This window comes from Psychrobacter sp. I-STPA10, from assembly GCF_021012795.1.
Classification (GTDB): domain Bacteria; phylum Pseudomonadota; class Gammaproteobacteria; order Pseudomonadales; family Moraxellaceae; genus Psychrobacter.
The window spans coordinates 1-14,359 of record NZ_VFYU01000007.1; the positions used below are offsets into that span (position 1 = coordinate 1).

The window sequence follows — 14,359 nt, forward strand, 5'->3', positions numbered from 1 at the left end:
GTATGGGAGGGGTCATATATGATTTTATAAAATAAAGTTGAGAGTGGAGTAAATGCTTTATTTTATTAAATAAACTGATATTTAAAAATTATTCTTTCACGCCCTATTTAAACTGCCTTTAAGATTGATGCAAAACAACCAATTAGAGTTATTAATGACATGAGCACCCCTCAGCAGCCTAAACTCAAGCAGACACAAGCAGATAATATTAAAAATATTAATCACATTAGCCATATGATGCAGCATTTATTTACTGCGGTGTTATGGGTCGATGCTGATTTGCAAATTTGCTGGGTCAATGCACAAGCAGAGCAACTATTTGCTTGTAGTCGCTCACGCCTACTTGGTCAATGTATTTTAGCACTCCTTACCCCCATCATTGATGTGCAAACCATGGGTAAAAAAACGGAACAGGCTAACACAAAAAATATGTCCGCGACGCTAACAACAAGCGACATGCACAATGACATGCCCTTAACAGAGCAGGTACGCCAATATATTCATGAGACGGTACAACAAAACCCTGAGTTAGATGAGGAGAGTGTCACAATCTTGGCACAACAATTTAGCCATGCACTCAATTATCAACAAGCTTTTATTGACTATAATCAAACCATTATTGGTATCACAAAAAACCTGCTGGTGGATTATAGTGTCACCCCTGTTGAGTATAACAAAGCACGTTATTATCTTATTGAGCTGTGGGGAAAAAACCGCCATATCCGTATTGACCAAGAGCAACGCCAACAAGAGCAACATGACATGGCAAAACAAATGTTACGCTCGGTTGCGCATGAGGTAAAAAATCCACTGGCGGGCATTCGTGGTGGGGCACAATTATTAAACAAATATTTTAGCAATCTGCCTGAGCGCATTACCCCCAGTGACCACAAAAAAATGCGTACTTATGCTGACATTGTTATCTCTGAGACAGACCGTTTAAGTCATCTTATTGAGCAATTATTAGGCTCAAACAGGCTACCACATTGGCAAAGTATTAATATCCATGAGCCACTAGAGCATGTATTGATGCTCACCCAAACTCAGCACCCACAAGTACAAATACAGCGAGATTATGACCTCTCGCTACCTGAGATAATGGCGGATAAAGACCAGTTAATTCAAGTATTTTTAAACCTTACCAACAATGCCTGCAATGCCATGTTAGAGCAAGTGAGCACCGCAGACTATCAACTCCAACTGACCATCACCACCCGCATTGAGTTTCAGCATACCATCGGCACGACTGCTCATAAAAAGGTGGTTAAAATCTGTATTCATGATAATGGCGGTGGCATCGCACCCGAAATCATAGACCGCATTTTTTTTCCATTGGTCACAGGTCGCGCACATGGCACAGGTTTGGGGTTATCACTGGTACAAGATATGGTGCATTGTCACCACGGTAGTATCGATGTCAGCTCACAAGTTGGCGACACCACTTTTAGCATTTATTTACCCCTACAACAGACCCTATAACAAAGCACAATAAATAAAGCACAACAAAAACAAAGGATACTTATGAATCACAACAATACGCTTTGGCTTATCGATGATGACCCTGCTCTACGCTTGATATTAGAAGATACTTTTAATGATGCGGGGCTAAATGTGGTGGTATTTGCCCAAGCCAAAGGGGCATGGACCAAGCTCAACGATGTCTTGCATGGGCATAGCAGTCCAGATGAACTGCCTGATGTTATTTTAACCGACATTCGCATGCCAATGATGGACGGACTGTCGTTTAGTGAATGGGTGCACAAGCACTTTGTTGAGATTCCCATTATTATTATGACCGCTCACTCTGACCTTAAATCTGCCGTGGACAGCTATCAAACGGGCGCATTTGATTATCTGCCCAAACCTTTTGATTTAGATGATGCGGTCACCATCATCAACAAAGCCATTCAACCCAAAATGAGGGCAAAAACGCAGCCCAGCCCTGCAAACAAAAAATCCAACAATGATAATATTAATAACGACATTGATGACAATCGCAATGATAAAGAAAATGCAGTAACCAACCATAGCAACAATAGTAAAGACATTAGCAAAAGCAAACATGATACCAAGCATTCAACCACCATCAATGCAGAGCCTATGCTTAGCAATATTAATAAAAGCCATGTTTCTACAAGCAGGGATTTAACTGCGCAACAAGCCATCAATAATCCAAGCAAAACAGCGCAACATAATAACCGTCATCAAAGCCATAAAAAACATGCTGATACGCTCAGCAACAACAATCCATCGGGTATTATTGGGCAATCTGTCGCCATGCAAACGGTGTTTCGTGCCATTGGGCGGCTGGCAAACTCACCCATTACAGTGCTGATTACTGGGGAATCAGGCACAGGTAAAGAGTTGGTAGCAGGGGCACTGCATCAACATTCCCCTCGACGAGAGCGCAATTTTATTGCGCTTAATATGGCAGCCATTCCACACGACCTTATCGAATCGGAACTGTTTGGACATGAAAAAGGGGCGTTTACAGGTGCAACTACCATGCGTCAAGGTCGCTTTGAGCAAGCCAATGGCGGCACATTATTTTTAGATGAAATTGGCGACATGCCTTTTAGTACCCAGACTCGGCTTTTACGAGTATTGGCAAATGGTGAGTTTTTTCGGGTGGGCGGACAAAAGCCCATTCAAGTCGATGTACGTATCATTGCCGCCACCCACCAAAATTTAGAAGATTTGGTGAAACAAGGCAAATTTCGTGAAGACTTATTTTATCGTCTCAATGTCATTCGCCTACCCCTGCCCCCTTTGCGCGAACGACCTGAAGACATTCCTGCTTTAGTTGAATTTTTTATGCAGCAAGCCGCTACTGAGATGAACAGCAGCCAAAAGCAGCTATCTGCTGAAGCCATGCAATTAATGCAAGCATTCGGCTGGTCGGGCAATGTGCGCCAACTTGAAAATGCGTGCCGCTGGATTACAGTGATGGCTACGGGAGATTTGGTGATGATAGAAGATTTACCACCAGAGCTATTAGAGTTTGCCCGTCACTATTCCCAAACAAGTGACTCTACCCCAACTTTATCTCACTCTACCGTGTCCTATGCTTCTACCCTCCATACTGATGATAATGCGGCTCAAATTAAACCATCGCTTGACTCTCAAAATACTCAGTATAGTGACCCACAACACAGTCACAATCATGCTCAACACCAACCTCAAACTGACCATCAAAGCAACACACCACATGCTCACCATACTGTTAATAATGAGCTACCGTTCCCATCATCAAGCCCAGTAACAGCATCAAATCCAACAACAGCATCACTGTCTACAAACACATGGCAGCAAGCATTAAGAGCTTGGGTAGATAATGCCCTACAAGCAGGCAAAACAGATATTTTGCAGATTGCCACCCCCGAATTTGAACGCATATTAATTGAGGTGGCACTAGAGCATAGTAATGGGCGTAAAGGTGATGCCGCAGAGCTACTTGGCTGGGGACGTAATACCTTAACGCGCAAGATACAGCAGTTAGAAGCATCAAAGCATGCAACAGCAGATGATGAGAATATAAATCTTTGTCCTAACTAAAACCAAAAACTTATATTCTCAACCCACAATGGTGGCTTTTTGCACTAAAAAACCTGCTACAATTGTCTATCGTACAGTTTTTATATATGCTTGAAATAATTTACCAAAGTTCAAGGCGTTAAAAACAAGCAATAAAAAATAAAATAATGTGGGATATACTCTTTACAAGATATGACACATGGCAAAAGTGCAGTCGTAGTCAAAGACGGTACGAGCTATCACGACTCATTTCTAGATGGTATAGGCGGTGCAGGCTTGAATGCTTCACTAAACATCTCTCCATCTTTGTCTGTTAAATAATATAATCCAATATAGCGTTCAGCGCCTTGTGTATTAATCAAGTGTACTATGGGTGTTCCAACACTATTTTCTCTAATTTCAATGACTGTGCCACGTATCACTTTACGCACATTAGTTTTGATTAAATTATTACATTGTGCAAAAAACCAATAGTTTCGCCCTATGTCTAATTGTAATTCTGAAGCACTGGTCTGTTTTGATAAATCTATCCAATTAGGATAATAACGTTCAATTTGAATTTGTCTAGATTCTTTAGCTGCTAACCACTCAATCGCCATATCGGTTGCTTTTTCAAATATTTCTGCATTGCTTTTAGGACTTTCAGCATTTGCACTGATTAAGACTTGGACAAATTGTAAAGCAATTTTATCAACATCCTCTATATCTGGCTTATTAACCATTTTTATGCTCCAAATGAATTTATATTATTATGATATAACAATTATGTGATTTTTTATCATCACGATAACAACTTTTCTTTATCTGCATTAGTTCAATATTACACAACACATAGTACAAAACTAGCTTTCCTTATACCAGTCTTATCCACAATCGTCCATACCATCATAGCAATAAACAAAAAACCCCGCTAAATATAGTGGGGCTTTTTGTTTGTCTCATCATCGTATCCCACTGTTAATATCAACGGTACAGATACTACATCTATATACCAAGATATCAAATGTAATAGGCTGAAACGTATTTAAAAGCTTCAATCAAAAAAGGCAAATTTGGCATATCATTAGTATTATTAACTATACTAGCAGCTTCTTTTTTTATCTACAGTTATCGTATCAATGGATTTTTTTATAAAAAATAAAAGAGGAATCGAATAAAATGTAATGTATAAAAATAAATACATGATGTTTTGCATACTACTCATGATGATATCAATAGTTAGTTCGTTAAAGATCTGATAAAATAGAAATGAACAAAAAAAGGCCCAGACAATCGTTAAAGACCATATATAAATAATACTAAATTTTTTAAATAGATATTGTTTCATAGCCATATCGTCCAATATAAATTATAGAAAAGTAGAAGTTTGACAAGGTTAATATTTTATATACAAACTTAATTTTTACTTAAAAATATTATTTTTTTTCTTTATAGTGTTCTTGTTGATAGTATGTTTTTGTAGAGTATCATGCTTTCCCATACTCAATCATATTCGAATACTTTTCAAGTAAGTATTCATAATTAATAATTTATCAAACTAACATCGCAAATACAATGCTTCAAAACAATTTATCCACAAATGCTATTTTAGATTTATCTAATCAGTAGATAACTTCAATTCACACCCAAACTTCCATGCTTATGGTATATAACACATTTTCACTTAAAATTTAGTCAATAAAAAAAGCCCTCTATATATTCTATATAGAGGGCTTTTTAATAACTGTGTCAAAAGTGCGTCACAGTTTAAATTCTTTATGAAAACACCAATAAAATCAATTATTTAAATGGTGGGGCTGGAGAGACTCGAACTCTCACACCTTGCGGCGCCAGAACCTAAATCTGGTGCGTCTACCAATTCCGCCACAGCCCCATGTTGTTAACTGATTTTAGACCAACTATCTAGTTAGTGTGTCTCAGTGGTTGGCTATTATATAGATTTAAATGAAGTTGGCAACCCCTTTTTTGCATTTTTTTGCAATTATTTTAATTTTTTTGCCAAAACGCCCAATTTATAAGTTTTATAGCTGTTGTAACGCAGTCATAACCTGCACCATTGAGTCATAACGATGGTGTTTGTGTTTTGCCAATAATCTTGCAATGATGGGTTGATAACGATGCCATTGTGATGGCAACATAGGGATTAGGGTTTGACAATGCTGTATTGCCCATTGCCGATACTCACTGTTTTCACTATTTTGCTGTTGCTCCGCACTGTCCATATTCTTAATAATATGAAAAGGACGTTTACCCATTAATATCTCTACCATCATGATGCCAAATGCATAGACATCACTTTGGATACTGCCAGATTGTCCATGCCAGCACTCAGGCGCAAGATAAGCAGGTGTACCACATGGTTGATGATAGGGATATATACCATCAATTTTATGAGCAAGCACAAAATCAATCAGCACAATATGATAAGCCATATCAATAGTATGAGATGTTGCGGTGATTAAAAAATTGCTGGGCTTGATATCTCCATGCACCCAACCACATTGATGAATTGTTGCCAAGGCTTGAGCCATTGCTAATAACAGGGCATATTTTTGTATTGGGGTTAAGGGGGTCTGTTGTTGTTTAAGATAATCTTGCACACTGCCCTTGTGATAATAAGGCAGAGTAAGTGAGCTAAATTGCCAGTAAGCGTGCGAATGTTGGGGTAGTTGATATTCATTTTGCTGACTGCCCTGTCTACCCTCATTGCTATCAACTTCTATATTTGCATTTTCTATATTAAGTTCAAGCTGTCGTGTCTGCCAATCATATACTGGCAAAATAGCATCTAAGCCATTTTCGGACAAGGCTAATAAAGCATGATGCTCATACGCCAATGTATCAAAATTGTTCTTATAGTGCGTTTGATTAACCAAACAAGGACGCAGTTGCCATTTTATTATCACCTCGCCAAAATCTGCATCAACCGCCTTGGATAATCCGCTCAGTTGTCTGACTTTTGTTTGCTGGTATTGACTGCTAAGATTAATAGACTGGCTGGTCTCCTCATTTTGCATAAAACTAAGTCGTTTATGCTTAATTTGCTGATAACCCAGCTCATATAGCTGTTGATTAATATGAGAAATACAGTTATTTACCCAGTTTTTTAGCGTATCATTTATATTGACACTTATATTTGTATCCATATTAATAGTTATTGATATTCATTATTGAAGCCGAGCCGATTATGACCACTGAACATCATTCTAACATAACCTCTAATCCTGATTCTGCCAACGAGTTACAACTACCCGATGAGTTGACCACATTATTAACCCAATATTTACGCCAACAAATCACCCCAATCATTGAGCTTGACCCCGAGCAACTTGCCTATCGCTGGGTGGGCGGTAATACAGGATATCTAAAACCTGTCACCATTCAATCCACGTTAGGGCTAGACGATTTATTGGGCATTGACACCCAAAAACACAAACTACGGCAAAATACCGAGCAATTTTTGGCAGGTGTTCCTGCCAACCATGTATTGATGACGGGCACACGTGGGGCAGGAAAATCTTCACTGATTCGAGCATTACTGAATGAGCTACACCCTCAAGGCTTACGACTTATTGAGGTAGCACGAGATGATTTGCAAATGTTAGATAAAATTCGCCAAGCCATCACAGCTCTACCCGACTCGTCTCATAACCACTGCGAGTGTCGTTATATTGTCTATTGTGATGATTTGGCATTTAATGGGCAAGATGAAAATTATCGTACCCTCAAAAGCGTGCTAGATGGGGCGTTAGACTCTGAGCAAGACAAACTACTGGTTTATGCCACCAGTAATCGTCGTCATTTATTACCACAGCTTATGAAGGATAACGTCAGTATTTATAATGGGCAAACCGATGAGGTGAACCCCTATGAAACCATTGATGAGACGGTATCCTTATCTGACCGTTTTGGATTGTGGTTATCTTTTTATCCGATGAATCAAGCCACCTATTTGCAAATCGTTGCGCACTATATCACTCAGCAACAAATGCCTTATGATGAGCATGTGCGCGCAGAGGCACTAAAATGGGCGTCTACGCGTGGCGGACGCTCAGGACGGGTGGCATATCAGTTTAGCCGAGATTGGATTGGACAAAACTTGTTAAGCCAACAACAGTAATCAATAAAAAACGCATACAAACAATAGATATAGTCTGCCCAATATAAATCCACCACGGTGTTAACCTCACTCGATGTACTACTTGTACTATCTTCACTCGGTTGCCTTGTGGTGAAATTATATTAGATTGACTATAAAAGCAGCTAAACAATTGTCATTTTTCTATCATATTTATTCGCTAACATATTCAATAGCCTACTCTTTTTTTAAATAACCTTTTTTAAATCATCTGACTTCAAATTAAGTGATTTGTTATAAGGAATGCACATGGCAATTTGGATACTTCTTGTGTTGATTATCATCGTTGGCTTTTTGGCGATTGCTATTTTTAATAAATTGGTGCGCAGTCGTAATCAGGCAAAAAATGGCTTTGCGCAAATTGACGTACAATTAAAACGCCGTCATGATTTGATTCCCAGTTTGGTCGAGACAGCAAAACGCTATTTGCAACACGAAGAGCACACCCTAACACAGGTGATACAAGCCCGTAATCAAGCCCAAGCATTGCAAAATACCAACACCCACAATCCAGAATCGTTGGCTCACATGGCACGATTTGCTGAGGCTGAAGGCTTATTATCCAAGGCATTGGGGCAGTTTAGTATGGTGGTAGAAAATTATCCCGAATTAAAAGCGGACAGCATCATGCGTGATTTGATGCAAGAGTTGACCAATACCGAAAACCGTATCGGTTTTGCACGTCAACATTATAATGACTCGGTGATGATGTATAACAATGAACGTGAAATGTTCCCAAATAACCTATTGAGTGGTGCCTTTGGATTTGTCCCCATGAGCCAATTAGAATTTGCCGATAAAGCAGCGATTGACCAAGCCCCTACAGTGAACTTTGGTCGTTAAGCAAAAAGGGCTGACAGATGGACTTTTTTGCCAAACAACGTCACCACACCCAGCGCAGTCTGTTACTCTACGGCTTATTTTTTGTGGTGGTGGCTTTGCATGTGTTGTTGGTGGTGGCGATTTGCTATGGCATTTTATTATTGCTTGATGATAGCCAAAGCAAGCTTGGGTTTATTGCGCTGGCAATGATGATGACTGTACTCAGCTTTGTGGGAGGCAGTATCGCTGAATATAGTCGCCTCAAAGATGGTGGAAGAGCGGTTGCTAAACGGGTGGGGGCAATACGTTTGTTTGTCGATACCAGCTCAGAGCCGTGGGTACATAGCTCTGAGCTTAACTCACATTCAGGCTCAACGCCTGCCATGCGAGTCACTCCTTATCATATCGCTGTCAAAAATCCACGCCATTTTGCCCCCGTTTATCGCCGTTACCATGAATTTGCCGAACAGTTGGCAATCGCTTGTGGTATAAGACCACCGACTTTGTATGTATTAGCCAATGAGCAAGGCATCAATGCGTTTGTGGCAGGCAGACACGCATCTGACATGGCATTGGTCGTCACCCAAGGCGCACTTGATAAGCTGTCTGATGAGGGATTATATGGATTAATTGGCCATGAATATGGACATATCTTACATGGTGATGCCAAATTCAACTTACATCTGATGGTGGTGCTGGCAGGATTACAAATGATATTTGATGCCACCAACCCGATAGATGAAGAACAAAGCCGTCAGCAAGGTTATAGCACCATCTTAAATCGCCACAATCTGGCAGACATGCCACAATCTGAGGTGGATAAACAAGCTCGGCAATTAGAAGCGCAAACGGCAAATTTAAATACAAAACAACAATGGGTAGACTATTGGCGACAACAAAATCAGTTGAAAAATCAGCTGACAAATAACGCCCATCATCCTTACTACTCATCAAGACCATCAGGACAGGGTAACCGACTCACAAACACCTCAGCTTTTTTAACTCAAAAGCTAGAGGGTAATATTTCCTCTTCTTTTTTACACCTACTGAGCTATTCAAGTATGGCATCGGCACAATTTATCAAGCACAGCTTTAATCGTGAGCGTGAATTTCTTGCTGACGCCACCAGTGTTCAACTTACTCGCTCGCCTGCTATCTTAGAGACTCTAAAAGCCATTTATCGAGACAATATTGGCTCTGAGCTTTACAGCACCCCCAATATGAATGGCATGAGTCATTTTTTCTTTGCCCCTTGTGGGCTAGATATTGCTGACAGCGCATGGTTTGCCACCCACCCCAGTTTAAGCAGTCGGATGCAAGCCATTAACTCAGGCGAATACCAAGCATTTGCCCATGAGCTTACCGAGCATAGCAATCTTAACCTTGAAATGCTCGATAAAATACAAGCACAACGACAAGCCAAGTAAAGACCACCAACCATCATAAAACCAACTCAGCTCACTTATTTATTCTCTTATCCTTTTTTATCACCTTTTGCATCAGCCAATTCTCTAGCTCAACACTTTGGTGTATGACCTTTTGTTTGGCAACACACACAAATCCTTGCCGACTAAAAAAAGGCTTGGCAACATCAGAGGCATGTACCCAAATACGATGAATACGTTGCTGTTTGGCAGATGCCGCAACACCCAACTGATATAACCGCTGTGCCACACCTTGACGCTGATAATCAGGGTGAACATACAGACAATCAATATAACCTTGCCCCATAACGTGTTCACCCAGATGGTTTTGATGGGCTAAAAACTCAATAAAAGCAATGGCAACATCATTATCATCTGTCGTTACCAAAGGCTGAGTCATGGCAAAACGTTGTGCCCATTTATCATATTCAGGTTTATCATTAGGCTTATCATTATCTAAGATTATAGAAGCTTTTGACACGCCACACCATGCCAGCTTTTGTTTATGACTATAAATATGCTCATCAATACCAAGTATCGCTTGTTCAAAAATATCAACCAACCTGTTTGTATCAGTTGGTTGATAGGCTCGAATTAGCGAGTTACTTTGCATAACTGTTGGCTTACCACTTGCTGCATATCTGCTGTTTTACTCACTATCAACTTACCTTGAGTAGATATCGGTGCATGCCAGATAAGCCAGTGACCATCAGCTGTTGCTTGCTGACTAATGTAGGTGTTTTCTGCCATACTTTGCATGGGGTAATCATTATCTCCCATTCTCAAAGTCACTCGCTGATTATAAGTGTTATTAGCACTACTGGCTTGTTGACTATCGTTCGTTGGCGTATGGCGGCTATCATAAAAGACACTGATAAGCTGTCCATTTGGGCTTTGATTGTTATTGCTTTGTTTGTTATTACAAAGATAGCTGACTTCTAACATAGAATGTGAAGGCACTTCACCGCCTAAGTTAATATTATCGGGGCTATTGGGGTCTACAGTGGGTGTATTTTGACACCCCATCATCATACCAACGATGGGGACAAGGATAAGGGCAAAAAGTGAGGGGGTTTTTATAAGTTTCATAAGACAGTCTCTTTTGTTGTCAGCAGAATTGTTTGTCGCTATTTTAAATAACTTAAGTTATTTACAGTTATTTAAATTATCCTAAGATACAAACAGGATAACTCTCTAAATAACCATTGAACAAATAATACCGCATTTAGCAAATGATTAACGTCTTAATATCATTGGTTTTGATTGATTTTTGCAAACATCCTATCATCAACTTGCTGTGCTTTATACTTATCTTTATCTTCATAAAAATCATTTTTTTGGCAATACTGCTCAATGACATTACTACCCTCAAAGGTAAACCACACACTATCTGAATAGCCATAAGGGTCTTGGGTAATATAACCTTGCTCATCTGCCCATAATACATAACGTGGCGGACTGGCAACATAAGCCTTTAATATATAATGATTGCTTTGTGCCAATTGCAAAAACTGCAATAGCTGTTCATCGCTCATGTCATCAACAGGTATATCATCTGCATCAAAATAACCATCTTCTTCAACATACAATGCCAAACCACAATCTTCTTTAATAAAAGTGACGATTGCCTGATATTGCTCCTCTGATAAATCACCATTACCAAAGTTTCTTAAACGCTCCAAATCATACTCTACTAACTTTTCTCGTTCTAACCCTGCCAAACATTGCTGGCTATTTTGTCCCTCTGTTATAATTTCGTACAAGTTTTGATTATCAGGATTAAAATAATACCATTCACCATCATAGATAAACTCAATTTTATAGATAGCATATTGTTGATTCATACTTATTCCCTGATTTCATTATGTTTAGCAGTGAGCAATTTAACTGTTTAACTGTTTATTTTTAAACATCTGTATTTATAATCCACAATGAGCAGGTTTTAAATACAGGTTTTAAATTTCATACAAGTAATGACATTAAAATACTCAGCAATCATAACAACACGCAAACACAAAAAATAGCCAATAAGAAAACAACACGCCAACTAATGACGTGCTGTTTTAATTTATCATTCATTACCAATAAATAAGGGTCATATTCTAAAAAAATTTACCACTCTCCGCGATTAATTTTTGCAAAGGTCATGTCATCAACTTCTTTAATCAAATAGGTTGGCTGTTCTATCACCGCATTAAATGCTTTCACCACCTCATCATCACTATTTGCAAAATCAATCGTTGCTTCTGTGTTATCACTATTATAATCAATGCTTATTTGCTCTTGATACTGATTGATTAAACTCTGCACAATGGGATTTTGTAAATCTTGGTGGGTTAATTTTGTATGACTCTCATATGGCTTATAATAATAAGGACCAACCTCGTCTAAATATTGTTCAATCACATTCTCATTATCATATGTAAACCACACACTATCAGAGTAACCGACAGGGTCTTGTAAAAAATAACCCTCTTTTGGCATCCAAATAACATAACGAGAACACAGAGCAACATATTCTTTGACAGTATAGTGATTGCTTTGTGCCAATTGCAAAAAGGTGAGTAATTGCTCATCACTCATTTTATCAATAGGCACATCATCTGCATCAAAATAACCATCTTCTTTAACTGGCAAAGGTAAACCGCAGTCTTCTTTAATAAAAGTTGCCAACTGTTGATACTGCTCAGCTGATAATTGACTATTAAAAGTACTTAGACTTGCTAATGGATATTCATTTAACGATTCACGCTCAAGATTTGCCCAAACTTGATAAGCGGTTTGCTCATCATCAACAATGTCATACAAGGTATCATTACCACGCTCAACATCATACCACTCATCGTTATACATAAAATCAAAGCGATGGATTGCATATTTTTCACTCATAAGAATTGCTCCTATTTTTATTTAAAAAATTAAACTAGAATTTAATAACATCATTGCAAATCATAATTAAAAAACTATAATTAAAAACCATTATTCAAAAATCTTTTATATAGTCGATTCAAGATAATACCGCCTCTTTTTTATGTTTATGTAAACCCATCGCAGAAGGTGGATAGTCATTGCCATTATCCATCCATAGCTCAAAATCCATGTCCTTAAAAATACAATCACCAGCAATATTAAAATCAGTGATTAACTCAGCAACCTCAACTTGTTGCGCTAAATGGGGCAATTGTGGAATGACCTCTAACATAAACCAACTATTATGGGTTAATAATAGCGACTTTAATTGTCCAGTAATTGCCAATGGTGATAACAGCAAACGGCTAATAGCAGGATGTCCACTGGCAAAGTTACGATGAAACTGTTCAATTTGTTGTTGCTGTTGACTGGTTAATTCTGTGTGTATGGCTTGTACAAAATCACCAATAGTGGGTATAAACCGATGACGAAAATCCACCAATAAATGGTCTTTTTCACAAACATCTTTAATATCAACTTCCACCCCATCACTATTGATTAAAGTATGCCCAAACATCGGTAATACTATTTCATTCACCGCCCACAAAGTATGAAAAATACGATGACGATTGTCACTACATAAGTTTTTGGTGCTATCAATAAATTGATGAATGGCAATGTAATCGCTGGGCTGTCCGCCTCGACGACGGCTAGAGATTTGAGCATGTTTGATTGAGTTCATAAGCATATTGAGTGTTAAAATATTTATAAAATAGACTATATCAATAAACTTTTTCTAAAAACAGTAGGCAAAAAAATAACACGCCAATGAGTGACGTGTTAAATATTTTAGTTAGGGCTATATTTTAGATACTATGTTTTACACACTGAATTTTAAACATCAGGTTCTAGGCAGTGTCACCCCTGTTTGCCCTTGATATTTACCGCCTCTATCACGATAGGACGTTTCGCACACATCATCAGCATCACTTTGGAAAAATAACATCTGCGCCACGCCTTCACCTGCATAAATACGTGCTGGCAAATTGGTGGTATTGCTAAACTCAAGGGTAACATGCCCTTCCCACTCAGGCTCAAGCGGGGTGACATTGACAATAATGCCACAGCGAGCATAGGTCGATTTACCCAAACAAATGGTCAACACATCACGAGGAATGCGAAAATATTCGACAGTACGGGCAAGTGCAAATGAGTTGGGCGGAATGATACATTCATCACCGACAATATCAATAAAGCTTTTATCATCAAAATGCTTGGGGTCAACGATGGCAGAATGCACGTTGGTAAATACTTTAAATTCTCTGGCACAGCGCACATCATAACCATAACTGGACGTGCCATAGCTGACTAGCTTCTCGCCTGCTTCATTAAAACGTACCTGCCCAGCTTCAAATGGCTCAATCATGCCATGTTCCTCAGCCATTTTGCGTATCCAGCGGTCAGATTTTATTGACATTGGGTTTCCTTAATTTAAATTTAAAAAATCATAGTAAAAATTTATTGATAGGGA

13 protein-coding genes and 1 tRNA gene are annotated in these 14,359 nt (G+C 38.8%); 5 read left to right on the forward strand and 9 right to left on the reverse strand.

Annotated features, from left to right (window positions below; all coding sequences use genetic code 11):
• Nucleotides 1-159 precede the first annotated feature (159 nt).
• Together FHK89_RS03255 and FHK89_RS03260 are read left to right on the forward strand one after the other, a co-directional pair.
• Nucleotides 160-1,479: a two-component system sensor histidine kinase NtrB gene (locus FHK89_RS03255; RefSeq protein WP_230656727.1), complete on the forward strand. Its 1,320-nt coding sequence runs from the start codon at nt 160-162 to the stop codon at nt 1,477-1,479.
• A gap of 42 nt (nt 1,480-1,521) precedes the next feature.
• Nucleotides 1,522-3,555 (forward strand): sigma 54-interacting transcriptional regulator, encoded by a 2,034-nt coding sequence (locus FHK89_RS03260; RefSeq protein WP_230656729.1) that lies wholly within the window; start codon nt 1,522-1,524, stop codon nt 3,553-3,555.
• Between the two features lie 218 nt (nt 3,556-3,773).
• On the opposite strand, the gene FHK89_RS03265 is transcribed toward FHK89_RS03260, so the two are convergent.
• The 3 genes from FHK89_RS03265 to FHK89_RS03275 all read right to left on the reverse strand — a co-directional run bounded on the left by FHK89_RS03265 (nt 3,774) and on the right by FHK89_RS03275 (nt 6,680).
• Nucleotides 3,774-4,256: a hypothetical protein gene (locus tag FHK89_RS03265; RefSeq protein WP_230656731.1), complete on the reverse strand. Its 483-nt coding sequence runs from the start codon at nt 4,254-4,256 to the stop codon at nt 3,774-3,776.
• Nucleotides 4,257-5,322: 1,066 nt separating this feature from the next.
• A tRNA-Leu gene (locus FHK89_RS03270) sits at nt 5,323-5,407 on the reverse strand.
• A gap of 148 nt (nt 5,408-5,555) precedes the next feature.
• A complete protein-coding gene (locus FHK89_RS03275) occupies nt 5,556-6,680 on the reverse strand; it encodes a protein kinase domain-containing protein (protein WP_230656734.1) in 1,125 nt (374 codons plus the stop codon).
• Between the two features lie 41 nt (nt 6,681-6,721).
• Here FHK89_RS03275 and FHK89_RS03280 point away from each other — a divergent pair, with 41 nt between their 5' ends.
• The 3 genes from FHK89_RS03280 (at nt 6,722) to FHK89_RS03290 (ending at nt 9,921) form a co-directional block, all read left to right on the forward strand.
• Nucleotides 6,722-7,654: an ATP-binding protein gene (locus FHK89_RS03280; RefSeq protein ID WP_230656736.1), complete on the forward strand. Its 933-nt coding sequence runs from the start codon at nt 6,722-6,724 to the stop codon at nt 7,652-7,654.
• A gap of 267 nt (nt 7,655-7,921) precedes the next feature.
• Entirely contained in the window at nt 7,922-8,515 is a 594-nt protein-coding gene (locus FHK89_RS03285; RefSeq protein WP_230656738.1) for a LemA family protein, read from the forward strand.
• Between the two features lie 17 nt (nt 8,516-8,532).
• A complete protein-coding gene (locus tag FHK89_RS03290; RefSeq protein WP_230656741.1) occupies nt 8,533-9,921 on the forward strand; it encodes a M48 family metalloprotease in 1,389 nt (462 codons plus the stop codon).
• A gap of 31 nt (nt 9,922-9,952) precedes the next feature.
• Here FHK89_RS03290 and FHK89_RS03295 read toward each other — a convergent pair whose 3' ends face one another.
• The 6 genes from FHK89_RS03295 to dcd form a co-directional block, all read right to left on the reverse strand.
• Entirely contained in the window at nt 9,953-10,531 is a 579-nt protein-coding gene (locus FHK89_RS03295) for a GNAT family N-acetyltransferase (protein WP_230656743.1), read from the reverse strand.
• Complete coding sequence (locus FHK89_RS03300; protein ID WP_230656745.1) at nt 10,513-11,007, reverse strand: hypothetical protein; 495 nt, start codon at nt 11,005-11,007, stop codon at nt 10,513-10,515. The genes FHK89_RS03295 and FHK89_RS03300 overlap by 19 nt, the downstream gene beginning before the upstream one ends.
• A 161-nt stretch (nt 11,008-11,168) precedes the next feature.
• Nucleotides 11,169-11,762, reverse strand: a complete 594-nt coding sequence (locus FHK89_RS03305; RefSeq protein WP_230656747.1) for a hypothetical protein — start codon at nt 11,760-11,762, stop codon at nt 11,169-11,171.
• A 268-nt stretch (nt 11,763-12,030) separates the two neighbouring features.
• Nucleotides 12,031-12,807, reverse strand: coding sequence for a hypothetical protein (locus tag FHK89_RS03310; RefSeq protein ID WP_230656749.1), 777 nt, complete (start codon nt 12,805-12,807; stop codon nt 12,031-12,033).
• 118 nt (nt 12,808-12,925) lie between these two features.
• Nucleotides 12,926-13,570, reverse strand: coding sequence for a DUF6915 family protein (locus tag FHK89_RS03315; RefSeq protein WP_230656751.1), 645 nt, complete (start codon nt 13,568-13,570; stop codon nt 12,926-12,928).
• Nucleotides 13,571-13,729: 159 nt separating this feature from the next.
• Nucleotides 13,730-14,305 carry a dCTP deaminase gene (dcd, locus tag FHK89_RS03320; protein ID WP_230656753.1) on the reverse strand — a complete coding sequence of 192 codons (576 nt, stop codon included), beginning with the start codon at nt 14,303-14,305 and terminating at the stop codon, nt 13,730-13,732.
• Between the last annotated feature and the right edge of the window lie 54 nt (nt 14,306-14,359).

Coding starts and splice junctions, on each gene's coding strand:
- FHK89_RS03255 (WP_230656727.1), top strand. CDS start 160: ATGAGCACCCCTCAGCAGCCTAAACTCAAGCAGACACAAGCAGATAAT.
- FHK89_RS03260 (WP_230656729.1), top strand. CDS start 1,522: ATGAATCACAACAATACGCTTTGGCTTATCGATGATGACCCTGCTCTA.
- FHK89_RS03265 (WP_230656731.1), bottom strand. CDS start 4,256: ATGGTTAATAAGCCAGATATAGAGGATGTTGATAAAATTGCTTTACAA.
- FHK89_RS03275 (WP_230656734.1), bottom strand. CDS start 6,680: ATGGATACAAATATAAGTGTCAATATAAATGATACGCTAAAAAACTGG.
- FHK89_RS03280 (WP_230656736.1), top strand. CDS start 6,722: ATGACCACTGAACATCATTCTAACATAACCTCTAATCCTGATTCTGCC.
- FHK89_RS03285 (WP_230656738.1), top strand. CDS start 7,922: ATGGCAATTTGGATACTTCTTGTGTTGATTATCATCGTTGGCTTTTTG.
- FHK89_RS03290 (WP_230656741.1), top strand. CDS start 8,533: ATGGACTTTTTTGCCAAACAACGTCACCACACCCAGCGCAGTCTGTTA.
- FHK89_RS03295 (WP_230656743.1), bottom strand. CDS start 10,531: ATGCAAAGTAACTCGCTAATTCGAGCCTATCAACCAACTGATACAAAC.
- FHK89_RS03300 (WP_230656745.1), bottom strand. CDS start 11,007: ATGAAACTTATAAAAACCCCCTCACTTTTTGCCCTTATCCTTGTCCCC.
- FHK89_RS03305 (WP_230656747.1), bottom strand. CDS start 11,762: ATGAATCAACAATATGCTATCTATAAAATTGAGTTTATCTATGATGGT.
- FHK89_RS03310 (WP_230656749.1), bottom strand. CDS start 12,807: ATGAGTGAAAAATATGCAATCCATCGCTTTGATTTTATGTATAACGAT.
- FHK89_RS03315 (WP_230656751.1), bottom strand. CDS start 13,570: ATGAACTCAATCAAACATGCTCAAATCTCTAGCCGTCGTCGAGGCGGA.
- dcd (WP_230656753.1), bottom strand. CDS start 14,305: ATGTCAATAAAATCTGACCGCTGGATACGCAAAATGGCTGAGGAACAT.